Annotated in this window: 17 protein-coding genes; 8 read left to right on the forward strand and 9 right to left on the reverse strand. The window is 72.5% G+C overall.

Translation table 11 applies throughout. The features are described from left to right. Nucleotides 1-13 precede the first annotated feature (13 nt). The 6 genes from AB0O01_RS11470 to AB0O01_RS11495 all read left to right on the forward strand — a co-directional run bounded on the left by AB0O01_RS11470 (nucleotide 14) and on the right by AB0O01_RS11495 (nucleotide 8,858). Nucleotides 14-1,327: an ABC transporter substrate-binding protein gene (locus AB0O01_RS11470; RefSeq protein WP_365312361.1), complete on the forward strand. Its 1,314-nt coding sequence runs from the start codon at nucleotides 14-16 to the stop codon at nucleotides 1,325-1,327. Between the two features lie 22 nt (nucleotides 1,328-1,349). After that, nucleotides 1,350-2,261 carry a sugar ABC transporter permease gene (locus AB0O01_RS11475; protein ID WP_365312362.1) on the forward strand — a complete coding sequence of 304 codons (912 nt, stop codon included), beginning with the start codon at nucleotides 1,350-1,352 and terminating at the stop codon, nucleotides 2,259-2,261. After that, nucleotides 2,258-3,184: a carbohydrate ABC transporter permease gene (locus AB0O01_RS11480; RefSeq protein ID WP_365312364.1), complete on the forward strand. Its 927-nt coding sequence runs from the start codon at nucleotides 2,258-2,260 to the stop codon at nucleotides 3,182-3,184. The genes AB0O01_RS11475 and AB0O01_RS11480 overlap by 4 nt, the downstream gene beginning before the upstream one ends. A 57-nt stretch (nucleotides 3,185-3,241) precedes the next feature. Further along, nucleotides 3,242-5,083 carry a CBM35 domain-containing protein gene (locus AB0O01_RS11485; RefSeq protein WP_365312366.1) on the forward strand — a complete coding sequence of 614 codons (1,842 nt, stop codon included), beginning with the start codon at nucleotides 3,242-3,244 and terminating at the stop codon, nucleotides 5,081-5,083. Nucleotides 5,084-5,211: 128 nt separating this feature from the next. After that, nucleotides 5,212-7,590 carry a glycoside hydrolase N-terminal domain-containing protein gene (locus AB0O01_RS11490; RefSeq protein ID WP_365312368.1) on the forward strand — a complete coding sequence of 793 codons (2,379 nt, stop codon included), beginning with the start codon at nucleotides 5,212-5,214 and terminating at the stop codon, nucleotides 7,588-7,590. Next, complete coding sequence (locus tag AB0O01_RS11495; RefSeq protein WP_365312369.1) at nucleotides 7,587-8,858, forward strand: SGNH/GDSL hydrolase family protein; 1,272 nt, start codon at nucleotides 7,587-7,589, stop codon at nucleotides 8,856-8,858. Before AB0O01_RS11490 ends, AB0O01_RS11495 begins: the two co-directional genes overlap by 4 nt. Before the next feature lie 15 nt (nucleotides 8,859-8,873). Here AB0O01_RS11495 and AB0O01_RS11500 read toward each other — a convergent pair whose 3' ends face one another. From AB0O01_RS11500 to AB0O01_RS11520, 5 genes are all read right to left on the reverse strand, one after another. After that, a complete protein-coding gene (locus tag AB0O01_RS11500) occupies nucleotides 8,874-11,861 on the reverse strand; it encodes an AAA family ATPase (protein ID WP_365312371.1) in 2,988 nt (995 codons plus the stop codon). A gap of 870 nt (nucleotides 11,862-12,731) precedes the next feature. Beyond that, complete coding sequence (locus AB0O01_RS11505) at nucleotides 12,732-13,274, reverse strand: hypothetical protein (protein WP_365312471.1); 543 nt, start codon at nucleotides 13,272-13,274, stop codon at nucleotides 12,732-12,734. 142 nt (nucleotides 13,275-13,416) lie between these two features. Continuing rightward, a complete protein-coding gene (locus tag AB0O01_RS11510; protein ID WP_365312372.1) occupies nucleotides 13,417-13,773 on the reverse strand; it encodes a UBP-type zinc finger domain-containing protein in 357 nt (118 codons plus the stop codon). After that, nucleotides 13,770-15,305: an ATP-binding protein gene (locus AB0O01_RS11515; protein WP_365312374.1), complete on the reverse strand. Its 1,536-nt coding sequence runs from the start codon at nucleotides 15,303-15,305 to the stop codon at nucleotides 13,770-13,772. Before AB0O01_RS11515 ends, AB0O01_RS11510 begins: the two co-directional genes overlap by 4 nt. Before the next feature lie 34 nt (nucleotides 15,306-15,339). Then, nucleotides 15,340-17,016 (reverse strand): FAD-dependent oxidoreductase, encoded by a 1,677-nt coding sequence (locus tag AB0O01_RS11520; protein ID WP_365312376.1) that lies wholly within the window; start codon nucleotides 17,014-17,016, stop codon nucleotides 15,340-15,342. A 370-nt stretch (nucleotides 17,017-17,386) separates the two neighbouring features. Between AB0O01_RS11520 and AB0O01_RS11525 the strand changes: the two genes are divergently transcribed. Further along, nucleotides 17,387-18,256 carry a universal stress protein gene (locus AB0O01_RS11525; protein ID WP_365312377.1) on the forward strand — a complete coding sequence of 290 codons (870 nt, stop codon included), beginning with the start codon at nucleotides 17,387-17,389 and terminating at the stop codon, nucleotides 18,254-18,256. 34 nt (nucleotides 18,257-18,290) lie between these two features. Here AB0O01_RS11525 and AB0O01_RS11530 read toward each other — a convergent pair whose 3' ends face one another. The 4 genes from AB0O01_RS11530 to AB0O01_RS11545 all read right to left on the reverse strand — a co-directional run bounded on the left by AB0O01_RS11530 (nucleotide 18,291) and on the right by AB0O01_RS11545 (nucleotide 22,367). Beyond that, nucleotides 18,291-19,529 (reverse strand): DUF4032 domain-containing protein, encoded by a 1,239-nt coding sequence (locus AB0O01_RS11530; RefSeq protein ID WP_365312378.1) that lies wholly within the window; start codon nucleotides 19,527-19,529, stop codon nucleotides 18,291-18,293. Nucleotides 19,530-19,690: 161 nt separating this feature from the next. Continuing rightward, the gene (locus AB0O01_RS11535; RefSeq protein WP_365312473.1) at nucleotides 19,691-20,437 is read right to left on the reverse strand and encodes an MBL fold metallo-hydrolase; all 747 of its coding nucleotides are present in this window, start codon (nucleotides 20,435-20,437) and stop codon (nucleotides 19,691-19,693) included. Between the two features lie 63 nt (nucleotides 20,438-20,500). Continuing rightward, entirely contained in the window at nucleotides 20,501-21,667 is a 1,167-nt protein-coding gene (locus AB0O01_RS11540) for an acyltransferase (RefSeq protein ID WP_365312379.1), read from the reverse strand. A gap of 73 nt (nucleotides 21,668-21,740) precedes the next feature. Beyond that, nucleotides 21,741-22,367: an alpha-ketoglutarate-dependent dioxygenase AlkB gene (locus tag AB0O01_RS11545; protein ID WP_365312380.1), complete on the reverse strand. Its 627-nt coding sequence runs from the start codon at nucleotides 22,365-22,367 to the stop codon at nucleotides 21,741-21,743. A gap of 173 nt (nucleotides 22,368-22,540) precedes the next feature. Between AB0O01_RS11545 and AB0O01_RS11550 the strand changes: the two genes are divergently transcribed. Further along, nucleotides 22,541-23,260: a TetR/AcrR family transcriptional regulator gene (locus AB0O01_RS11550; RefSeq protein WP_365312381.1), complete on the forward strand. Its 720-nt coding sequence runs from the start codon at nucleotides 22,541-22,543 to the stop codon at nucleotides 23,258-23,260. Nucleotides 23,261-23,262 lie beyond the last annotated feature (2 nt).

A 23,262-nucleotide genomic window follows, 5' to 3' on the forward strand; every position in this document is an offset into this window, starting at 1 on the left:
CGAGGAGCGACCAATGACGCAGCAGAGCCGCACACCCCTGGCTGCGCAGGGCCCCGGCCGGCGCAGAGTCGTCGGCGGACTGTTCGGGCTGTCCGCCGCCGCGCTGGCCACGCCGGTCCTCACCGCCTGCGGCGGAGGTCCGGGCACCGCCACCGACACGGTCACCTTCGGCTCCAACGGCGCCGACGCCACCCCGAAGAAGGCGTACGCGGCCGTCAGCAAGGCGTTCTCCGACGACTCCGGGCTGACGGTGAAGACCAACACCGTCGACCACGACACCTTCCAGACCTCCATCACCAGCTACCTCCAGGGCACCCCGGACGATGTCTTCACCTGGTTCGCCGGGTACCGCATGCAGTACTTCGCCAAGAAGGGCCTCGCCAGCCCCATCGACGACGTCTGGGACGTGATAGGCGGCGGCTTCAGCGACGCCGCCAAGCAGCTCAGCCGCGGTGTGGACGGCAAGTACTACTTCGTCCCGCTCTACAACTACCCCTGGGCGGTGTTCTACCGGAAGTCCGTCTTCGCCGAGCGCGGCTACACCGTCCCCACCAAGTGGGACGAGTTCATCGCGCTCGCCAAGAAGATGAAGCAGGACGGCCTCGCCCCGGTCACCGCCGGCTACGGCGGCGGCGACAGTTGGTCCATCCTCGGCGCCTTCGACTACCTCGATCTGCGCGCCAACGGCTACGACTTCCATATGCAGCTCATGCGCGGCGAGGTCTCCTGGACCGACAAGCGGGCCGTGCGGATCTTTGACCTCTGGCGCGAGCTGGCCCCCTACTACCAGTCGGGCGGCGGCGGCCGGTCCTGGCAGGACGCCGCCCAGTCACTGATCGACAAGAAGTCCGGCATGGCCGTCATCGGCCTCTTCATCGGCCAGCAGATCACCGACGAGGCCGTCCGCGACGACCTCGACTTCTTCGCCTTCCCCGAGATCGACAGCGCCGTCGGCACCACCGCCGTCGAGGCCCCCACCGACGGCTTCATGCTGAGCCGCAAGCCGAAGAACGCCGACGGTGCCAAGAAGTTCCTGGAGTTCCTGGGCGGTGCCCGCGCCGAGGAGCTGTACATGGGCGTCGACCCCAGCAACCTCGCCGTCAACAGCCAGGCCAAGACCGACTCGTACCACGCGCTCCAGACCAAGTCGGCCGAACTCATCGGCGCCGCCCGGCACATCAGCCAGTTCGCCGACCGGGACAGCGACCCCGGGTTCATCTCCACCGTCGTCCTGCCCGGCCTGGTCGAATGGCTCGGCCACCCCGACGACGGCACCGCCACCCTGAAGAAGATCGAGTCCCAGCGCTCCCGCTTCTTCACGGACTGACCCGGACCGGAAAGGCTCCGCCGTGTCCTCCGCGACCTCCCCCGGGCGGCTGAGCCGGGGCGACCGTCTCTTCCTGGCGCTCGTCATCGGCCTGCCGCTGCTCGCCCTGCTCGTCTTCGTCTGGCTGCCCGCCCTCGCCTCGGTCGCCCTGTCCTTCACCACCTGGGACGGCATCGACCTGGCCGACATCACCTGGACGGGCACCGAGAACTACACCCAGATCTTCACCAACTACCCGCCGTTCTGGCCGGCCGTCCAGCACAACGTGATCTGGCTGCTGTTCACGGCGCTGCTGCCCACCCCGTTCGGGATGTTCCTCGCCGTCCAGCTCGACAAGAGGATCCGGTTCACGAAGTTCTACCAGACCGCGATCTTCCTCCCGATGGTGCTGTCCCTGGCGGTCGTCGGATTCATCTGGGAGATCATCTACAACCCCGACACCGGCCTCCTCAACAGCGTCCTCGGCGCGGCCGGGGCGAGCGGCGACATCGACTGGCTCGGCAACCCCGACCTCAACCTCTGGGCCGTCCTCGTCGCCTCCGCCTGGCGGCACACCGGCTACATCATGATCCTCTACCTGGCCGGACTGAAGAGCGTCGACCCGGCCCTGCGGGAGGCCGCCGCACTCGACGGCGCCAACGGCCGCCAGACCTTCTTCCGGGTCGTCTTCCCGGCCCTCAAACCCGTCAACGTCATCATCCTGGTGGTGACGGTCATGGAGTCCCTGCGCGCCTTCGACATCGTGTACGTCCTCGGCGGCGGCACCGGCAGCAAACCCGGCATGGAACTCCTCTCCCTGCTCATCACCGACAACATCGTCGGCGAGGCCGGACACATCGGCTACGGCTCCGCGCTCGCCGTGATCCTGCTCCTCGTCTCCCTCGCCGCCATCGGCACCTTCCTCGTCCAGACCTTCCGGAAGGAGGACCGGTGACCACCACCGTGGGGCGGCCCGCCTCCCGCCCCCGCTCCGACGACCGGAAACCCCCGGCCCCCCGCACCCCCCGACCCCCGCGCGACCTCGGCCGCCATCTCCTCCTCGGCTCCGTCGCCGTCCTGTGGCTGGTCCCGCTGCTCTGGGCCGTCTACACCTCCCTCAGGTCCTACGAGGACACCGCGAGCAACGGCTACTTCTCCTGGCCGAGCGGACTGAGCCTCGCCAACTTCGGCGACGCCTGGACCCAGTCAGGGATGCCGCACTTCTTCTGGAACTCGGTCCTCATCACCGTTCCCGCCGTCCTCGGCACCCTGCTGTTCTCCGCCGCGGTCGCCTTCTTCGTCTCCCGCTTCTCCTTCCGCTTCAACCTCGCCCTGCTGATGCTGTTCACCGCGGGCAATCTGCTCCCCGCCCAGGTGATCATCACCCCGCTGTACCGGCTGTACCTCAATCTGCCGCTGCCCTGGTGGATGAGTGACTCGCTGCTGTTCTACGACTCGCTCTGGGGCATCATCGTCATCCACATCGCCTACCAGTGCGGCTTCTGCACCTTCGTCCTCAGCAACTACATGAAGACGATTCCGAGGGAGATCACCGAGGCCGCCCAGGTCGACGGCGCCCCCGTCTGGCGCCAGTTCTTCCAGATCGTGCTGCCGCTGTGCCGCCCCGCCTTCGCCGCGCTGGCCACGCTGGAATCCATCTGGATCTACAACGACTTCTTCTGGCCCCTCGTCCTCGTCGACACCGGCGACAAACGGCCCATCACCTCCGCGCTCGCCAATCTCCAGGGCGCCTACTTCACCAACCCCAACCTGGTCGCGGCCGGTGCCCTGATGACCGCGATCCCCACCCTGCTGATCTACTTCGCGCTCCAGCGCCAGTTCATCAGCGGACTCACCATCGGTTCCAGCAAGGGCTGAGCCGCCCCGCCCCCCGAGCCGCCCCCCGCCCCGCACCGAACACAGGAGGCCCGACCCATGCGGTCATCCTCGTACTTCACCCTGCCCGGACGCCGGACCGGACGCCCGCCCGGCCGCCGACTCAGAGCCGCCCTCGTCCTGGCCCTCGCCGCCGGACTCACCACCGCCGTCCCGGCAGCCCAGGCCGAGACCACCACGCCCGAAACGACCACGGCCGCCGCCACCACAGTCGCCGCCAAGCCCTTCATGGGCTGGACGAGCTGGAGCATGCAGTCGTCCAAGTACCCGGGCCTCAACCCCAAGGGCGACTACAGCTACCTCTCCGAGGAGAACATCACCAAGCAGACCGACGCCCTCGCGAGCAAGCTCAAGAAGTACGGCTACGAGTACATCAACATCGACGCCGGCTGGTGGATGGACTGGAAGTGGACCCCCCAGTTCGATGAGTACGGGCGGCAGAAGGCCGACGCCGAGCGCTTCCCCAGCGGAATGAAGGCGGTCGCCGACCGCATCCACTCCAAGGGCCTCAAGGCCGGCATCTACCTCCCCGTCGGCCTCCAGAAAGAGGCGTACAACAACGGCGAGACCCCCATCCACAACGCCCCCGGCTGTACGACCGCCGACATCGTCTACAGCGATCTGCGCGTCACCAACGGCTGGGACAGCTCGTACAAGCTGGACTTCGAACGGCCCTGCGCGCAGAAGTACATCGACTCCCAGGCCCAGATGTTCGCCGACTGGGGGTACGACTACCTCAAGCTCGACGGGGTCGGCCCCGGCTCCTTCAAGTCCGGCGACCAGTACAACAACGTCGCCGACGTGGCCGCCTGGAACAAGGCCATCGCCGCCTCCGGCCGCCCCATCCATCTGGAGATCTCCTGGTCGCTGGACATCGCCTATGTCGCCGACTGGAAGAAGTACACCAACGGCTGGCGTATCGACACCGATGTGGAGTGCTACTGCAACACCCTGGTCACCTGGGAGAACTCGGTCGACGACCGCTTCGACGACGCCCCCAAGTGGACCGACTTCGCCGGTCCCGGCGGCTGGAACGACCTCGACTCGCTCAATGTCGGCAACGGTGAGATGGACGGCATCAACAAGGCCGAGCGGCAGACCTACGCCACCCTGTGGGCCATCGCCAAGTCACCGCTCTACCTCGGCGACGATGTCACCAAGCTCGACTCCTACGGTCTGTCGCTGCTGACCAACCGCGAGGTCATCGCGATCAACCAGAACAACGCCCGGCCCGCCGAGCCGGTGACCGCGTCCAACCCGCAGCAGGTGTGGGCCGCGCAGAACCCCGACGGCAGCTACACCGTCGCCCTGTTCAACCTCGCCGACGCCCCTGCCCAGGTCACCGCCGACTGGTCCACCCTCGGCTTCACCGGCAAGGCGTCCGTGCGGGACGTGTGGAACAAGGAGAACCTCGGCACCTACACCGACAAGGTGACCCAGGCGCTGCCCGCCCACGGCTCCCGCCTCTTCACCGTCACCCCGCGCGGCACCGCCCTCTCCTACACCGCCACCGAGGCCGAGTCCCCCGCCAACACCCTCGGCGGCAACGCCTCCATCGCCGACTGCTCCGCCTGCTCCGGCGGCAAGAAGACCGGCAACCTCTACGGCGGCGGCAAGCTCACCTTCAACGACATCACCGTCGCCAGGGCAGGCACCTACCAGATCAAGGTCTCCTACATCAGCGGCGACCCCCGCCCCGCCCTGGTCTCCGCCAACGGCGGTGGCGCCACCTCCCATCAGTTCGCCGCCACCGCCAACTGGGGGACCGTGAACACCGTCCATGTGCCGGTGAAGCTGAAGGCCGGAGCCAACACCATCACCTTCGACAGCGGCAGCGACGGCTACGCCCCGGACATCGACCGCATCGAGGTCCAGAAGTAGCCGACCCATCGGGGTCCAGAAGCAGCCGACCCATCGGGGTCCAGAAGCAGCCCACCGCCCTCCCTCCCACGCGGGGGCCCGGCACCCCACCGGGCCCCCGGCCCCGACGCACCGCACCCGGAGCCGCCATGCACACCGCCGACCCGCACCAGCCGAGCAGACGATCCGTGCTGTCCGCCGCCTCCACGGTGGGCCTCACCGCCGCGCTGGCCACCCTGCCCGTCTTCACCGCCTCCGCCGCCCCCGACCGCCCCGCCACCGACGCCGCCCCCTCCGGCTCACCCGCCGAGCAGCTCTGGTGGCAGTCGCCCGGCGACGAGGGCTCCCTCGTCGAACAGGGCCTGCCCGTCGGCAACGGCCGGATCGGCGCCCTCGCGAGCAACGACCCCGGCAAGGAACTCCTGCTGATCACCGACGCCACCCTGTGGACCGGCGGTCTCAACGACACCCTCGACAACGACGGCCAGTTCCCCTACGGCCGGACCGATTTCGGCTCCTTCACCCTCCTCGCCCGCCTCACCGTCGACCTCCCCGACCACGACCTCGGCTCCGTCCACACCTACCGCCGCACCCTCGACCTCGCCCAGGGCCTCGTCGGCGCCTCCTACATCCGCTCCGGAGTCACCTACCGGCGCGAGATGTTCGCCAGCCACCCCGACGACGCGATCGTGCTCCGCTTCACCCAGAGCGGCGGCGGGCGCTACACCGGCAGCATCACCCTCACCGGCACCCACGGCGAGACCATCACCGACGCCGAGTCCTTCGGCGCCGCCCTCCCCAACGGACTGCGCTACGGGGCCGCCGTCAAGGCCCGGGGCAGCGGCGGCAGGGTCACCGTCACCGGCACCCGTATCGACTTCAGCGACTGCAAGGACCTCACGGTCGTGGTCAGCGCCGGGACGAACTACGCGCCCGACGCCGCCGCCGGGTTCCGCGATCCCGCCCTCGACCCCCGCCGTCTCGCCCGCACCAAGGCCGCCGCCGCGATCGGGGAGTCCTACGACGCCCTGCGCCGCACCCACATCGCCGACTACCGCGCCCTGTTCGGCCGGCTCGGCCTCTCCCTCGGCACCTCCGGCGCCGACCAGCGCGCCCTGGACACCTGGGAGCGGCTCCAGGCCCGCCACGCCGGACTCGACCCCGACCCCGAGCTGGAGGCCGCCTACTTCCACTTCGGCCGCTATCTGATGATCACCGGCTCCCGCGACAGCCTCCCCCTCAACCTCCAGGGCCTGTGGCTGGACGGCAACGACCCGGACTGGATGGGCGACTACCACACCGACATCAACATCCAGATGAACTACTGGATGGCCGACCGCACCGGACTCTCCCCCTGCTTCGACGCCTACACCGACTACTGCCTCGCCCAGCTCCCCTCCTGGACCGACACCACCCGGCGCCTCTTCAACGACCCCCGCAACCGCTACCGCAACTCCACCGGCAAGATCGCCGGCTGGACCGTCGCCATCTCCACCAACCCCTACGGCGGAGGCGGCTGGTGGTGGCACCCGGCGGGCAACGCCTGGCTCTGCAACAGCCTGTACGAGCACTACGAGTACACCCAGTCCCGCGCCTACCTCGCCAGGATCTATCCCCTCCTCAAGGGTGCCTGCGAGTTCTGGGAGTCCCGGCTGCTCACCCACACCCTGCCCGGCACCACCCGGGAGGTCCTGATCGCCGACAGCGACTGGTCCCCCGAGCACGGCCCGCTCGACGCCAAGGGCATCACCTACGCCCAGGAACTCGTCTGGGCCCTGTTCGGCAACTACGCCGCCGCCTGCGCCCTGCTCAAGAAGGACACCGCGTACGCCGCCACCATCGCCGGACTGCGCAAACGGCTCTATCTCCCCGAGGTCAGCCCCACCACCGGCTGGCTCCAGGAGTGGATGTCCCCCGACAACCTCGGCGAGACCACCCACCGCCATCTCTCCGGCCTCGTCGGCCTCTTCCCCGGCGACCGCATCCGCCCCGACGGCTCCACCCCGAAGGCGATCGTCGACGGCGCCACCGCCCAGCTCACCGCCCGCGGCATGAACAGCTTCGGCTGGGCCAACGCCTGGCGCAGCCTGTGCTGGGCCCGCCTCAAGAACGCCGAGAAGGCGTATCAGCTCATCGTCAGCAACCTCCGCCCCTCCACCAACGGCAGCAACGGCAGCGCCCTCAACCTCTTCGACATCTACGAGGTGGAGCGCGGCCGGGGCATCTTCCAGATCGACGCCAACTTCGGCACCCCGGCCGCGATGACCGAGATGCTGCTCTACTCCCGCCCCGGGCACCTCGAACTCCTCCCCGCCCTGCCCGCGGCCTGGGCCGCCGCCGGGCACCTCAAGGGCGTCGCCGCGCGCGGCGGCTTCGTCGTCGACCTCGTGTGGAAGGACGGCACCCCCACCTCCGCGAAGATCCGCAGCGTGGGCGGACGCAGCACCACCGTCGAGTTCGCCGGCCGCACCCGCACGGTCACCCTCGCCCCCGGGCAGTCCGTCACGCTGCGGGACTTCGCCCGATGAGGGCCCGGACCGCCGCGCTGGGCGGGGCCCTCGCACTGCTCTGCGCGCTGATGGCGCCGGGGGGACAGGCGGTGGCCGCCTCCGCCGGAGCCCCGGTAGCCGAAGCCGCGCTCGCCGAAGCCGCCCCCGTCACAGCCGGAGCCGCCGTCGCCGGGGCCCCCGCCCGGCACGAGGTCGTCACCTGGGGTGCCAGTGCCCAGCACGTCGGCACCGGAGTCGCCGACCGCGCCTTCCGGCTCGTCGTCCGCACCAGCGCCGGCGGCGACAATCTCCGCGTCCGGCTCTCCAACGCCTTCGGCGACCGCCCCGTGACCTTCGACCAGGTCTGGGCCGGGCGGCAGAAGACGGGCGCGGAACTCGTCCGGGGCAGCAACCGCCCCCTGACCTTCGACGGCGCCCGCTCGGTCACCGTCCCGGCCGGGGAGTGGGTCTACAGCGACCCGCTGCCCGGGAAACTGCCCGCCGGGACCAACCTCGTCGTCAGCGTCCACAGCCCCGACGCCGCCGGACCCATGACCGGCCACGGCATGGCCATGCAGACCTCCTACTACACCGAGGGCGACCACACCGCCGAGGAGTCCGCCACGCACTGGGCGGGCCGCACCGGCTCATGGTTCTACCTGGACGCCGTCACCGTCCGCACCAGCTCCTCGATCGGCGCGGTCGTCACCCTCGGCGACTCCATCACCGACGGCTGGCAGTCCTCCACCGACCTCAACCGCCGCTGGCCCGACTATCTCGCCCGGCGCCTGAGCACCTCCACCGCCACCACCGTCGAGGGCGTCGCCAACGAGGGCATCTCCGGCAACAAGGTCCTCGCCGACGGCGCCGGAGTCAGCGCCCTGAACCGCCTCGACCGCGATGTGCTGTCCCACCCGGGTGTCCGCACGGTCTTCCTCTTCCAGGGCATCAACGACATCAAGGCCCACACCGGGGTCACCGCCGACGATCTGATCGCCGGATACCGGGAGATCATCGACCGGGCGCACGCCGCCGGAAAGTGCGTCGTCGGCGCCACCGTCGGCCCCTACAAGGGCTGGTACGAATGGGACGAGGCCGGTGAGGCCGTACGGCAGGAGGTCAACGCGTTCATCCGCACCAGCGGTGCGTTCGACGCCGTCGCCGACTTCGACCGGGCCCTGCGCAGCCCGTACGACCAGCAGCGGATGCTGCCCTTCCTCGACAACGGCGACCATGTGCACCCCAACGACAAGGGGATGCAGGCCATGGCCGACGCGGTCGACCCGGCGAGCCTCGACTGCGCCTGAGGCTCCCCGGCGGCCTCAGCCGGAGGCGGTGCGGTCCGGGCCGATCAGCTCCCGCTGATAGGCGATGGCCACCGCCTCCGTCCGGCTCGCCGCGCCCAGCTTGGCCAGGATGTTCGACACATGCACACTCGCCGTCTTCCCGGTGATGAACAGCTCCTCGCCGATCTGCCGGTTGCTGCGGCCCAGGGTGAGCAGCCGCAGCACATCCCGCTCCCGGGCCGTCAGCGGGGACGGCACCGCCGGTCCGTCCGGCACCCCGTCCCCGAGCCGACCCCGCCGGATCAGCGCGTCCACCCGCTCCAGCAGCACCGACGCCCCCAGCGCCCGCGCCGTCTCCCGGACCTCGCGGGCCTCGGCCGCCGCCTCCTCGCGCCGCTCGGCGACCAGCAGCGCCTCCGCCAGCCGCAGCCGGCAGCGGGCCCCCTCGTACCGGTCGCCGAACGCGAACGCGGCGACCGCCCGCTCCCAGACCGCCGGATCGGGCCCGGTGACCGTCCGCACCAGCTCGGCCTCCGCGCGGGCCAGCCACGCCATGCCCTCCGGGCCCTGCGGGGTGCCGGTCTGGCCGTACCGGGCCACCGTCCGCGCCAGCCCGACGAACTCCTCGGCCGTCTCCGCCCAGCGGGCGGCACCGGCCGTGTCCCCGCTCAGCCGCAGCGCGGCGGCCCGGTCGGCGACCGCGGACAGCGCCAGCGCCACCAGCCGGACCGCGACATCCGGTGGCGTCCCCGCCTCGTCCGTCAGCTTCCGCACCAGGGTCCGCAGCCGGTCGACCGCGCCCTCCGCGTCCCCGCGCAGCGCCGCCGCGTCGACCAGCACGATCGCCGCCACCAGATGCGCCATCCAGTCGAACGGCCCCGACATTAGGACCTCCGCCGCCGCCTCCACGGCCGCCGTCTCCCCGCGCGCCAGCCGCACATACAGCGCCGGACCCGCCGTGAACCCGCCCGCCGCGGGCAGTACCTCGGTGTCCTCCCGGGCCGCCGCCACACACGCGTCCCACCGGCCCAGCGTGTAGAGCGCCAGCAGCCGCAGATACCGCAGCTCCAGCGCGTACGGCGACGACAGCAGACCCGCCCGGCGCGCCCGGTCCAGCCCCTCCGCCACCCACGACAGGCACTCCTCCAGGTCCCCGCCCTCGAAGCAGCCCACCGCCAGATTGAACAGGGCCCGCATCTCCACCGGCGCGTTGCCCGCCCCGCGCGCCAGCTCCCGGGCCTCCTGGAGCCGCTCCCGGCCCTCCGGTGTCCGCCGACCGCCGCTCTCGAACGCGACCAGCGAGATCAGCAGATCCGCCTGGGCGTCCAGAATGCCCAGCCGCTCCGCGACCGGCAGCGCCCGGCGCCCCACCTCCAGCGCCGTCCGGCTGTCGCCCGTCATCCAGGCCGCCAGCACATGCGTGGCCGCCGCCCACACCCACGTCGGCGACGGCGGGTCGGCCGGGATCAGCTCCAGCGCCTCGCTGCTGTACGCGAACGCCGCCGTCTGGCTGTCGACGCGCAGCAGGTTCCCCGCCAGCGCGTAGCGCACCCGCGCCGCCAGCTCCGAGTCCGTGTCCGCGCCGACATCGGCCAGCGCGCTGCGGTTCAGCGCCACCGCCCGGTGCCCCTGACCGGCGTGGGCGGCGGCGCCCGCCGCGCGCAGGGTGAGCGCGATCCGCTCGACACCGTCGGGCCGGGCCGCCGGGGCCACCACCGACCACAGCTCCAGCGCGGTCTCCAGATGCCACAGCTCCTCGGCGGGCGCGCCCACCCGACGGGCGTGATCGGCGGCCTCCAGCGACGCGGTCAGCGCCTCGGCCAGATCATGGCTCTCGCGGTAGTGGTGGGCGCGCTCCGCCGCCGTCTCGGGGGCGGGGCCGCGCGCGGCCAGCAGCCGGGCGTACGCCCCGTGCAGCCGGGACCGCTCGCCGGGCAGCAGATCGGCGTAGACCGCCTCCCGGGCCAGCGCGTGCCGGAACCGGTACGTGCCGTCGTCGCCGGGGAGCAGCAACTGCCGGCCGACGGCCTCGCGCAGCGCGTCCTCCAACGCGTCGTCGGGCAGCCCGACCGCCTCCCGCAGGATCTCGTGCGCCACCCGGCGCCCCGCCACCGCCGCGGTCCGCAGCACCTGCTGCGCGATGTCCGAGAGCTGCTCGAACCGGATCAGCAGAACGTCCGCGAGACCGGCGGGCACTCCGCCGTCCCCGGTGCCGGTGGCCGCGAGCAGCTCCTCCGCGTAGAACGCGTTGCCCTCCGCCCGCTCCACGATCCGGCGCACCGTGGCCTCCGGCAGCGGGGTCTCGCGCAGCCCCCGCACCAGTGCGGCGACATCGGTGTCCGGCATGGGCCGCAGCTCCAGCCGCTCCACCGACGGCAGCCGCACCAGCTCGGCGAGCAGCGGGCGCAGCGGATGCCGCCGGTGCAGATCGTCCGCCCGGTACGAGGCCAGCAGCGCCAGCCGGTGGGTGGGGGCGCCGCCCGCCGCCCGCTGGAGCACACCCCGGCTCAGCAGGAACCGCAGCAGGTCCCGCGACGACTGGTCGGCCCAGTGCAGATCCTCCAGCACCAGCAGCAGCGGCGCCCGCCCGGCGACCTCGGCCAGCAGCGCCGCCATCCCCTCGAACAGCCGCAGCCGCCCGCCCCCCGACCGCTCCGCCGCGTCCGGCTCCTCCGCCCCTCCTGCCCCGAGCAGCCGCTCGGCCGCCGGATGTGCCGCCAGCACGGGCGCGAACCGCTCGTCGGCCGCGAGCGCGCCCAGCATCTCCGTGAACGGCAGATAGGGCAGCCCGGCGTCCCCCAGATCCACGCAGTGCCCGGTCAGTACGGTCATCCCGTCCCCCGCGGCCCGCCCCGCTATCTCCTCCAGCAGCCGGGTCTTGCCCACCCCGGCGTCCCCGGCGACGAGCACCGCCCGCCCCTCCCCGTCCCGGGCACGCCGCAGCGCCCCCGACAGCCGGGCCACCTCATCGCCCCTGCCCACCAGGGGTCCGGCCGTGAAAGCGCCATACACCATGTGATCCATCCTGCCATTGCCCACTGACAACGCCGCGGGGGTTTCCGTGCCCTCGGCTCGGTTCGGTTCGGTGGGGGTGGAGGGCTGGGCCCGGCAGGCCCCCGGCCCGCCGCGCGCCGCCCCGGCCCGGCCCGGCGCGGGAGGCCGCCCCGTCCGGGCCGGGGGCCCCAGGCTCGGCGCCGGGCGCCTCCCGGTCTGGGGGCGGGCGTCCCGGCTCCACGCGGACCGGCCTCGGCCCGGCGCGGGGCGCCCAGGCTCGGCATGGCCGCGTGCACCCGGCCCGGCGCAGGCGGGCTCTGGCTCGGCGCGGGGCGCCCTGGACCGGTGGAGGGTGAGCCCTGCTCGGCCCAGTCCACGTCGGCCAGGTGGGAGGGTGAGCCCTGCTCGGCCCAGTCCGCCTCGGCCTGGTGGAGGGTGGGCCTCCTCGGCCCAGTCCGCGTCGGCCCAGTGAAGAGTGAGCTTCCTCAGCCCGCTCCACCCCGGCCCGAAACGGTCCCCCCGGCCCAACGCAGGCCGCCTGCCCCGGTGCAGGCGCCCCAGCCGGGTGGACGGTGGGTCCCGCTCGGTGCAGGCTGCTGCTGGCCGAGTGCGGGCCGCGTGCCTGCCCCGGTGCAGGCACCCCAGCCGGGTGGAGGGTGGGTCCCATTCGGCGCAGGCCGTCGCCGGCCGAGTAGAGGCCGCCTGCCCGCCCCAGTGCAGGTGCACCAGCCGGGTGGAGACCGGATCCCGCTCGGCGCAGGCCGTCGCCGGCCCAGTACAGACCACCACCCGACCCACCGCAGCCCCCGCCCAACCCCGCCCAACCCCGCCCAGCCAAGCCCTCCACCCGGCGATGAGCGCCTCCCACCCAGCGCGGACCGCCTCCCCAGCGCGGAGCGCCTACCCAGCGCGGAGCGCCCCCCAGCGCGCCAGCGTCGTGAAGTCGTCGTCGGTCAGGCCCTGTCGCGGGTCGACCCGGTGCAGGAGGGCGGGTCCGGTGTGGTGGTTCCGGACCCAGTCCCGGTCCGCGTCGGTGACTTCGTCGTCGACCCAGGCGAGGGCCCGGCCCCGCGCCCACGCCACCACCTCCGGTGTCTTCCAGAACACCCCGTCCCCGGGCTCGGCACGCACCTCGGCCCACCGGATGAAGGGCAGTTCGGGCAGCCCCAGTACCGGCCCGATGTAGGTGTTGGCCTCGTCCTCCCAGGTCGTCGCCCATACCAGGTCGAAGGGGAGCGCCCGCAGGGCAGGGCCGTGCGACGGGTCGAGCCACACCCGCAGGGGTCTCACCGGCCGGTCGGGCATCCCCCGTTCGGCCAGCCGCCGCCGCTGGGCGGCCTCCCAGCGGGGGGTGAGGATCCGGTGCGTCCCGTACCCCTCGGGCCGCCGGTGCGGCTTGGCGGCATACGGATTCAGCGGCCCGTCGACATCCACCAGCAGCACGGGACGCACCGCCCCCACCCCCTTACGGCCCCGGAACGGGCCTCAGCCGTTCAGCGACTCCACCGGCTCCCCGGCATCCACCAGGACCCGGCGGGACGGGAACGAATCCCACGCGCCCCGAACCACCCCCGGACCGGCCGCCTCACCGATGCAGCGAGCCCACCCAATCCTCCGGAACCCGCCCCGACGGCCCCGGGACGGGCTGGCTCTCCGGGTGGCTCGCCGGGGCCGCCAACTCCGGTCCGGACTCGTACAGTTCGCCCGTCTCGTAGCTCCAGAACCAGCCCTCGCCCGGCTCGTACGTCTGCACCACCGGGTGGCCGGTCGCCTTGAAGTGGGCGGTGGCGTGCTGGGCGGGTGAGGAGTCGCAGCACCCCACGTGGCCGCACTGGGCGCAGCGCCGCAGATGGAACCACCACCCGCCGGCCTCGTCGCACTCCACGCAGCCGTCCCCGCTGGGCGGCACGCTCGGGTCAACTCCGGGAACAGTCCCGCTCATCCCGATTCCTCCGGTCTCTCGTCGTTCTGGTCGTTCTGGTGGTTCTGGTCGTGCTCGCCATGCTCGTTGTGCTCGTCGGTCTCGCCGTGCTCGTCGGTCTCGTCCGCCGTGAGCGGCAGCAGGACGCGGAACCGGGTGTCGCCCGGTACCGACTCGACCAGCAGACTCCCGTGGTGCTTGTTGACCACGATCCGCCAGGAGATGTCGAGGCCGAGCCCGGTGCCCTCGCCGACCGGTTTGGTGGTGAAGAAGGGATCGAAGATCCGGTCCTTGATCTCCGGCGCCACCCCGGGCCCGGTGTCCTGGAACTCGACCAGCAGCCGGTCCCCGTCCTTGGCGGTGCGCACGGTCAGTGTCCCGTCCCCGCCGGCGGAGCCGATCGCCGCGACCGCGTTGTCGATGAGGTTGGTCCACACCTGGTTCAGCTCCGCCGGGTAGGCGGGCACCGCGGGCAGCGTACGGTCATACTCCTTGACCACCTTGATCCGCTGGCCGATCTTGCCGCTGAGCATCACCAGGGTGCTGTCCAGCAGTTCATGGACGTCGGCCATCCGGTAGGGCGCCCGGTCGAGCTGCGAGTACTGCTTGGCCGCGTCGACCAGGTGCGAGATGCGGTTGGTGGAGTCCTCGATCTCGCACATCAGCAGCTCGGTCTCGACCGTGTAGTTGAGCCAGCCGATCGCGCCCGAGAGGATCTCCGGGACGACGGCCGTCTGCACCCGGTCGAGCCAGTCCGTGTCCAGCCCGGCCTGGACGAAGGTCGGGGCCAGCCGCCAGCCGTCCTCGATGCCGTGGTCGTCGAGCCAGTCGGTGATCTCGTCCTCGCGGTCCGCCGCCTCCAGCGGGCTCAGCACCGGGGCCTTCGCGACCCGCTCCGCCGTGCGCTCCTGGATCTCGATCAGTCCGGTGAGCGCCTCCGGCGTGTACGCCCCGGCGGCGATCACCGCGAGCTTGTGCCGCATCTTGGCGACCCGCTCGCGCAGGGTGGAGGTGGCCCGGACGGCCGCCGCCGCCGGATTGTTCAGCTCATGGGTGAGCCCGGCGGACAGGGAGCCCAGCGCCAGCAGCCGCTCACGCTGGCCGATGACCCGCTGGCTGTTCTTCGAACCGAAGAACAGGCCCTCCAGCAGATGCACGGCCATCGGGAACCACTCGCGCATCACCTCGGCGAAGGTCTCGGCGGGCAGCACGAAGAACCGGGTCGGCTCGGTCACCCGCATCGTGTTGTTGTAGACCTGCCGCACCCGCTCGTCGCCGATGTACGCCTGCATGGCGCCCGCGTACACCCCGCGCTGGGAGGTGCGGACCACCTCCACCTCGTCGCCGCCGACCTTGCGGGACAGTACGACCGTGCCCTCGATCATCACGTAGAAGCAGGTCGCCGGCTCGCCCTCGGTGTAGACCGGGCCCGGCTCGAACAGCTCCACCCGCCCCTCGCTGCACAGCCGCCCGAGCTGCTCGGGCGCGAGCTTCTCGAACAGGAACAGCGCGCTGATCTCCTCCGGGCTGCACGGCTGCGGAATCCCGCTCATGACGGCTCCCCGGGGCCGGGGACGACGTTCTCGTTCATGACTGCTCCAGATAGCGGTGGACGAGCATCACGGCCATCGCCCCCTCACCGACCGCCGACGCGACCCGCTTGGCGGACTCCGCGCGCGCGTCGCCCGCCACGAACACCCCCGGGATGTTCGTCTCCAGGTGGTACGGCGGCCGGTCCAGCTCCCAGCCCGCCGGGGGCCGTCCGTCGGGCGTGAGGTCGGGCCCGGCCAGGATGAACCCCCGTCCGTCGCGCTCGACCGCCCCCGCCAGCCAGTCCGTCAGCGGGGCGGCGCCGATGAACACGAACAGCCACTTCGCGTCGACCAGTTCACTGCCCCCGGTCGCCACATCGCGCAGCGTGAGCTGCTCCAGCTCCTCGCCGCCGTGCGCCGACTCCACCACCGTGTTGCAGCGGACCGAGATGTTCGGCGCGTCGTTGACCTGCTGAATCAGATAGTGCGACATCGACGCCGACAGATCCGGGCCGCGCACCAGCAGCGTCACCGACTTCGCGCCCCGCGCCAGATACATCGCCGCCTGCCCGGCCGAGTTGGCGCCGCCCACGATGTACACGTCGTGGCCCTGGCAGGCCGCCGCCTCGGTGAGGGCGGAGCCGTAGAACACCCCGCAGCCGGTCAGGTCCGGCAGCCCCGGCGCGGCGAGCTGGCGGTAGGACACGCCGGTCGCCAGGATCACCGCGTGCGCCGCGATGGCCGTACCGTCGGCGAACCGGACCGTGCGGGCGGAGCCGTTGACCTCCAGGCCGGTCACCTCCCGCGCGGTGAGGATCTCGGCGCCGAACTTCGCCGCCTGCCGGCGCGCCCGGTCGGTGAGCTGCGCGCCCGACACCCCGTCGGGGAAGCCCAGGTAGTTCTCGATGCGGGACGACTGCCCGGCCTGTCCGCCGGTCGCCTCCCGCTCCACCAGCACCGTCCGCAGGCCCTCCGACGCCCCGTACACCGCCGCGCCCAGCCCGGCCGGGCCGCCGCCGATCACCACCAGGTCGTAGAAGTCGGACGCCGGGGTCGTGGCGAGCCCCACCCGGGCGGCCAGCTCCGGGGCCTCGGGCTCGATCATCGTCTCGCCGTCGGGCGTGATCACCAGCGGCAGCCGCCGCCCGTCCGCGCCCGCCGCCGCCAGCAGCCGCTGCCCCTCCGGCTCGTCCGCCGAGTACCAGCGGTAGGGCACCTGGTTGCGGGCCAGGAACTCCCGGACCTCCGAGGAGGGCGCCGAGAAGCGGTGCCCGACGACCTTGGTGCTCGGTACCGGCCTGAAGTCGCTGGCCCGCCACGCGGAGAGCAGATCGTCCAGGACCGGGTAGAGCTTCTCCTCCGGCGGGTCCCAGGGCTTGAGCAGATAGTGGTCCAGATCGACCACGTTGATCGCGTCGATCGCGGCGTTGGTGTCCGCGTACGCGGTCAGCAGCACCCGCCGCGCCCCTGGATACACGTCCAGGGCCTGTTCCAGGAACTCGATGCCGTTCATCTGCGGCATCCGGTAGTCCGCGAGGATCACGGCCACCAGGTCACCGCGGAGCTTCAGCTCGCGCAGCGCCCCGAGGGCCGACTCGCCGGACTCCGCCCGCACGATCCGGTACGAGGCGCCGTAGCGCCGCCTGAGGTCGCGCGCGACGGCACGCGACACCCCCGGATCGTCGTCGACGGTCATGATGACGGTCCGCGCCGTGTCGGCGGCCTGTGCCATACCTCTCCCACCCCGAGCGGATCAGTGCCGCGGCCCGGCGGATCCCGTCCGTCCGCGCCGCTTCCCGCCCATCGTATGTTCGATCGTCCCGCTTCGCGCGGGTACGGCCGGGCCGTCGGTTCCGCCGAGAGCTGAGGACGCAGCACTCGCTGCCCCCGGGGTCCTGGAGCACCACCCTGCTCTCCTCGCCGCTCTGCCCCACGTCCGCGGGGCGGGCGCCCAGCACCGGCAGTTGGTCCGCCGCCCACCGGCGTCCGAGGGTCACCGGACCGGCACAGTCGATCACCACCTGCTCCCACCGCAAGGTCATGAGGTCAGGGTAGGGAAGACTGGGGGCGCACATGTGATCACGACTGAAGGAGGCGGCGGGATGACGCGCCCGGTCACGGCAGGGGTGGACGGATCGGACGAGAGCCTGGCGGCGCTGGCCTGGGCGGCGCGGGAGGCCGTTCGGCGGGACCGAGTGCTGCGGGTGGTGCACGCCTGGCGGTCCGAGGACCACGAGGCCGTCGACGGCGACCGCGCCGCCCAGGAGCGGTGGGCGCGGGAGGCGGTCGAGGGCGCGGTACGGGCCCTCGCCGGGCGCCACCCGGGGCTCGCGGTGACGACCGAGATCACCGAGGGCGCCCCGGCGCAGACCCTGATCGCGGCCTGCGCGGACGCCGAGCTGCTGGTCCTCGGCTCGCGCGGACACGGCCAGGTGGTCGGGTTCCTGCTCGGCTCGGTCGGCCAGCAGGTGATCGCCGGGGCCGCACGGCCCGTCGTCCTCGTCCGGGCCGGTGACAAGGCGTCCACCGAGGTCGCCGGGCACGAGATCGTCGTCGGCCAGGAGGGCGAGCCCGAGGACAGCGCCGCCGTGCTGGAGTTCGCCTTCCGCACGGCCGCCGCCCGTGGCGCCAGCATCCGCGCGGTCCGCGCCTGGGCGCTGCCGCCGGTGTACTCCTACAGCCCGGCCGCCATGAAGATCCTCGACGAGGCCGGCGGCCCCGAGCCCTACGAGCGGCGGGCCCTGGCCGACGCCCTGCGGCCCTGGCGCGAGCGCCACCCCGGGGTGCATGTGATCGAGCATGTCGAGATGGGCAGCGCCGGGCAGGTCCTGCTGTCCGTCGCCCCGGGCGCCCAGCTCGTGGTCGTCGGACGCCGGGCCCGCCGGACCGCCGTGGGCGCCCGGATCGGCTCGGTCGCCCACGGGGTGCTGCACCACGCCCCGTGCCCGGTGGCGGTGGTACCGCCCGCCTGAACCGCCGCCGCCCGGCTCGGCCGGCTCAGGCGGCTCAGTCGACGTCGCAGGGCAGCCCCGGCAGTTCCCGGGCCTTCGGCAGGATGTGGGCGATGTAGTCCTTGACGACCGCGTCGATGCCGATGTCGTGCTGGGCCCGCTCGGCCAGGTACCAGCGGTGCTCCAGCAACTGGTGGTAGATCTCCGCCGCGTCCATCGTGCCGCGCAGTTCCAGCGGGACCGCGCGCACGGTGGGCCGGAACACATCGCGCACCCACCGGTGGGCCAGCACCTCGGGCCGGGCGGCGAGGGGGTCGCCCGGCGCGTAGTCGTCCTGGGTGGCCATCCACGCCTCCAGGTCGTTCAGCAGCCGCCGCGCCTGGTTCTCCTCGGTGTCCAGGCCGGTCAGCCGCAGCAACTGGCGCTGGTGGTGGCCCGCGTCCACCACCTTCGGCACGAAGGTCACCGTGTCGCCGGTGGGGGAGTGCTCGATCTGCATCTCGGCCACGTCGAAACCGAGGTCGTTCAGGCGGCGTATCCGGCGCTCCATGTAGTGGTGCTTGCCCGCCGGATACACCGACACCCGGGTCAGCTCCTCCCACAGACCCCGGTAGCGGGCGCAGATCTCGGTGCCGAACTCGATCGGGTCCACCGACGGGTGCAGCGCCCCGGACGCCTCCAGGTCGAGCAGTTCGCCGCTGATGTTGACCCGCGCGAGATCGAGGTCGTAGTCCCGCTGCCCGTCGCTCAGCCGGGGGTGCAGATCGCCGGTCTCGGCGTCCACCAGATAGGCGGCGTAGGCGCCCGCGTCCCGCCGGAACAGGGTGTTCGACAGCGAGCAGTCGCCCCACGCGAACCCGGCCAGATGCAGCCGGACCAGCAGCACCGCCAGCGCGTCCATCAGCCGGTGCATGGTCGCCGGCCGCATCGTCGTCTCGAACATCGACCGGTACGGCAGCGAGCCCCCGAGGTGCCGGGTCACCAGCACCGGTTCCAGCGGCTGCCCGGCCGCGTCGGTGCGCCCGGTGACCACGGCGAGGGCGTCGACCGCCGGGATGCCGAGCCGGTCCAGATCGCGCAGCAGCCCGTACTCGCGCAGCGCGGGCCGCTCGGCCAGTTCCTTGACGGCGATCACCTCGTCCCCGGCGTGCGCGTAGCGCACCACGTGCCGGGAGATGCCGCGCGGCAGCGGCACGAGGTGCTCCTCCGGCCAGTTCTCCAGGGGCACGTCCCAGGGGAGCGCGAGGAGCAGAGCCGGATGCTCCGGATTGGTGGCACTGATCTGCAAAGCCATGGCCCGACCTTAGAGCGCCGCGTCGAACGGATGCGCGGCCGTATCGGTGTGCGGACGGGAGGCCGTATCGGTGTACGGACGGGTATCGGTGTGCGGGCGGGAGAGGTGTCCGGTCCCGTGCGTGCACGCGGCAGGCCGAGGCCCCCCGGCGTCGGCCGGGATCAGAACGCCGCCCTGTGGGCCCGTGCCGCCGTCTCGGCGATCGGGCCCCGGTGCGCCGGGCCGTGACCGGGCAGCAGCAGGTCCCCGTCCAGTTCCGTGAACCGCTCCAGCGAGGCGAGCGCCGCCGCCCGGTCGTGGTGGAACATCCCCGGCAGCAGTTGCGGCCCCCGCAACCGGGAGGTGGGATGGCCGGTGACCAGGGCGTCCCCGGAGATCACCACCCCGGCGCCGGGCAGTGCGAAGGCGCAGTGGCCGAGGGTGTGACCGGGCGTCGGCACCGGGACCGGGGCGCCCGGCAGATCCAGCGCCTCCCCGGGCGTGACCACCGTCGGCTCGGCGACCGGGACATGCTTCCTGCCCCCGGCCCGCAGCGCGTGCACCGACCAGGGCAGCACCCCGGGCCGCCACACATGGGGCAGCACATCCGCCACGTCCGCCTGGTGCAGGAACTCCCGCCGCGCGTGCCCGGCCTCCGCCGGATGGCACAGCACCGGGGTGCCGTACTCGGTGCGCAGGAACTCGGCGGACCCGAGATGGTCGTTGTGCGCGTGGGTCAGGAGCACGGCGGTGACCGCGCCCGGGGAGCCGCCCACCTCGGCGAGGGAGGCGAGCAGCCGCTCCCGGTCGGCCGGGTACCCGGTGTCCACGAGGGTCAGCGCGTCCCCGTCCCGCACGATCACCCAGTTCGTCCGCGCCCCGTGCACCAGATGCACCCCGTCCGCGACCTGCCGCGCCTCCACCCGCATGATCCGCCCCACGTTCCCGTCCGCAGCCGTACGGGACCCTCCGTACGGGACCAGACAAGCAGATCAAGGGGCGGGCGCGGGTGAGGCCCCGGCGCGCATCCCGAACAGGAACCGGACCGCCCGCGCCCGCCGGATCCCGAACTCGTACACCCCGAACACCACGACCAGCGAACCCGTGACGATCGCCGCGTACTTCACCCCCATGGGCGCCGCCCAGCCCACCACCCCGTAGGCGAAGGCCACGACGACCGGCTGATGGAGGACGTACACGGGGAGCGCGGCGCCCGCCAGATACGCCCGCACCCGGGCACCCCGGACCGGGCGCGCGCGGGGCCGGTCCAGCAGCCCCACGATCGCCAGGACCCAGCACCACCCGGCCGCCCCGAACAGCGCCCGGGTCAGCACCGCGAACCCCGACCGGTCGGTGAACGGGTCGTCCAGGGACATGAACCCCGGTGCCGTCGCCGTGAACAGCGCCACGCCCAGGACCGCGGCCGGCCACGCCAGGCGCCGGGTCGCCGCCCGCACCCGCTCGTCGTCGGCGAGGGCGTACCCGTGCAGGAAGAACACCAGGTAGGCCCACCGGTTCCAGCCCGCGAAGCCCTCCTCCATCAGCAGCAGCGCGTTGAGCGCGGCGAGCGGGAGGGCGGGCAGGAACAGCAGCGCGGGGTGCCGGGCCACGGCGTGGGCCAGGGGCCCGGCGGCGCGGGCGAGCGGTGCCGCGACCGGCGCGAGCAGCAGACCGAACGTCAGCAGCAGCACCACGAACCACAGATGCCCGGTCTCGAAGTACTCCCCGTCGAGCACGAAGGGGAAGTCCGACGGCTCCGGGCGCACGGTCAGGAAGCGCGGCCAGAAGGCCGGGTACGACTCGTGATAGCCGGGGTCGGCCGCGCGCAGCCGCAGCCACTGGGGGAGCGGGAGCAGCAGCAGCGTCGCCGCCACCAGCGGGACACCCAGCCGCAGCAGCCGCTCGCGCGCGAAGCCGCCCGCGCCGCGCCGCCGCAGCGAGTGCCGGGCACCGAGCCCGGCCGCCAGGAACAGCACCGGCATCGCCCAGACCACCCCGAGACCGGACAGCACGGTCACGGCCTCGGTGGTCCGCCCGTTCTTGACGTAGAAGTCGTCGTCGGGGGAGAAGACCAGGGCGGCGTGGAAGAAGACCAGGCCGAGGACCACGGCGACGCGCAGGGTGTCCAGTTCCGTACGCCGTTCCGTGCCCGTGCCCATCCCGCCCCCCTCCCGAAGTGCGCCCAGTGTGGGGGACGGGGGCGGACGGACGACAGGCTTCCGGCGCCGGTGGCTACCGCACGCCCTCCGGCCGGAACTGCACACTGATCCGCGGCCCCGCCGCCCGGGTGCTCTTCGGTACGCAGTGCTCCCAGGTCCGCTGGCACGAACCGCCCATCACGATCAGATCGCCGTGCCCCAGCGGACGCCGTACCGAGTCGCCGCCGCGCACCGGGCGCAACAGCAGATCGCGAGGGGCGCCCACGGACAGGATGGCGACCATGGTGTCCTCCCGGGCACCCCGCCCGATCCGGTCGCCGTGCCAGGCCACACTGTCCCGGCCGTCCCGGTACAGACACAGCCCCGCCGTCGTGAACGGCTCCCGCAGCTCGCCCGCGTAGTGCGCGGACAGCGCGTCCCGGGCCTCGGCCAGCACTGGGTCGGGCAGCGCCTCGCCCCGCCGGTAGAACGCCAGCAGCCGCGGTACGTCCACCACCTGGTCGTACATCGCCCGGCGCTCGGCCCGCCAGGGGACCTCGTGCGCCAGCCGCTCGAAGAGGGTGTCGGCGCCGGTCAGCCAGCCGGGCAGGACGTCGATCCAGGCACCTGCGGCGAGCGCCGTCCGGCGGATCCCGTCGAGCGGGCCCAGCCGCACCCGGTCGCTCTGGTCGAAGAGGGAGCCCTGGAGGTGCGTGGTCATGGGGTCAGGGTACTCCGGAATCGCTTCAGAATCGATCGAGTGTTCGATTCATGAGGGGTGTCGGAGGGCTGTGGATACATTCCTGTACCCGATGCATTGCTGTACCCGATACATTCATGTATCCAATACATTTGCGTATCCGATACATTCGCGTATCGGACGGAGGCGACGGGATGGCGGCGACGGTGGACAGGGACGGGACGGGCGCGGCGGGCGGCCGGGTGACCAGGCGCCGGGAGCGGACCCGGGCCCGGCTGCTCGACGCCGCGTTCACCGTGTTCGCCGCGAAGGGGTTCGGCCGGGTCTCCATCGAGGAGGTGTGCGAGGCCGCCGGATTCAGCCGGGGCGCCTTCTACTCCAACTTCGCCAGCCTGGACGAACTGTTCTTCGCCCTCTACCGGGACCGCGCCGAACTGATCGCCGGGCAGGTCGCCGACGCCCTCGCCCGGGACGGCGGGCCCGCGCTGGACGTACCGGCCGCCGTCGACCGGGTCACCGGGGTACTGCTCCTGGACCGCGACTGGCTGCTGGTGAAGACCGACTTCCTGGTGCACGCCGCCCGCGCCCCCGCCGTCGCCGCCACTCTCCTCGCCCACCGGGCCAAGCTGCGCGCCGCCATCGCCGACCGGCTGCGCCGCGCCCGGGGCCACACCGCCCTGCCCGCCGTCCTCGGCGACACCGACGGGGCCGCCCGCGCGGTCGTCGCCGCCTACGACGGCGTCACCGTGCAGCTCCTCCTCGACCAGGACCTCACCGCCGCCCGCGCCTGGCTGAAGCAACTGCTCACCGCGCTGCTCACGGACGCCACCACCCCCGAGCCCCCCGAACACACCGAGCCCTCCCAGCACACCGAGCCCTCGGAACACCCACAGCCCGCCGAACACCCCGGATGAAG

This window comes from Streptomyces sp. NPDC093252 (assembly GCF_040683675.1).
In the GTDB taxonomy this organism is placed as follows: Bacteria; Actinomycetota; Actinomycetes; order Streptomycetales; family Streptomycetaceae; genus Streptomyces.

Coding starts and splice junctions, on each gene's coding strand:
- AB0O01_RS11470 (WP_365312361.1), top strand. CDS start 14: ATGACGCAGCAGAGCCGCACACCCCTGGCTGCGCAGGGCCCCGGCCGG.
- AB0O01_RS11485 (WP_365312366.1), top strand. CDS start 3,242: ATGCGGTCATCCTCGTACTTCACCCTGCCCGGACGCCGGACCGGACGC.
- AB0O01_RS11490 (WP_365312368.1), top strand. CDS start 5,212: ATGCACACCGCCGACCCGCACCAGCCGAGCAGACGATCCGTGCTGTCC.
- AB0O01_RS11495 (WP_365312369.1), top strand. CDS start 7,587: ATGAGGGCCCGGACCGCCGCGCTGGGCGGGGCCCTCGCACTGCTCTGC.
- AB0O01_RS11500 (WP_365312371.1), bottom strand. CDS start 11,861: ATGGATCACATGGTGTATGGCGCTTTCACGGCCGGACCCCTGGTGGGC.
- AB0O01_RS11510 (WP_365312372.1), bottom strand. CDS start 13,773: ATGAGCGGGACTGTTCCCGGAGTTGACCCGAGCGTGCCGCCCAGCGGG.
- AB0O01_RS11515 (WP_365312374.1), bottom strand. CDS start 15,305: ATGAGCGGGATTCCGCAGCCGTGCAGCCCGGAGGAGATCAGCGCGCTG.
- AB0O01_RS11520 (WP_365312376.1), bottom strand. CDS start 17,016: ATGGCACAGGCCGCCGACACGGCGCGGACCGTCATCATGACCGTCGAC.
- AB0O01_RS11525 (WP_365312377.1), top strand. CDS start 17,387: ATGACGCGCCCGGTCACGGCAGGGGTGGACGGATCGGACGAGAGCCTG.
- AB0O01_RS11530 (WP_365312378.1), bottom strand. CDS start 19,529: ATGGCTTTGCAGATCAGTGCCACCAATCCGGAGCATCCGGCTCTGCTC.
- AB0O01_RS11535 (WP_365312473.1), bottom strand. CDS start 20,437: ATGCGGGTGGAGGCGCGGCAGGTCGCGGACGGGGTGCATCTGGTGCAC.
- AB0O01_RS11540 (WP_365312379.1), bottom strand. CDS start 21,667: ATGGGCACGGGCACGGAACGGCGTACGGAACTGGACACCCTGCGCGTC.
- AB0O01_RS11545 (WP_365312380.1), bottom strand. CDS start 22,367: ATGACCACGCACCTCCAGGGCTCCCTCTTCGACCAGAGCGACCGGGTG.
- AB0O01_RS11550 (WP_365312381.1), top strand. CDS start 22,541: ATGGCGGCGACGGTGGACAGGGACGGGACGGGCGCGGCGGGCGGCCGG.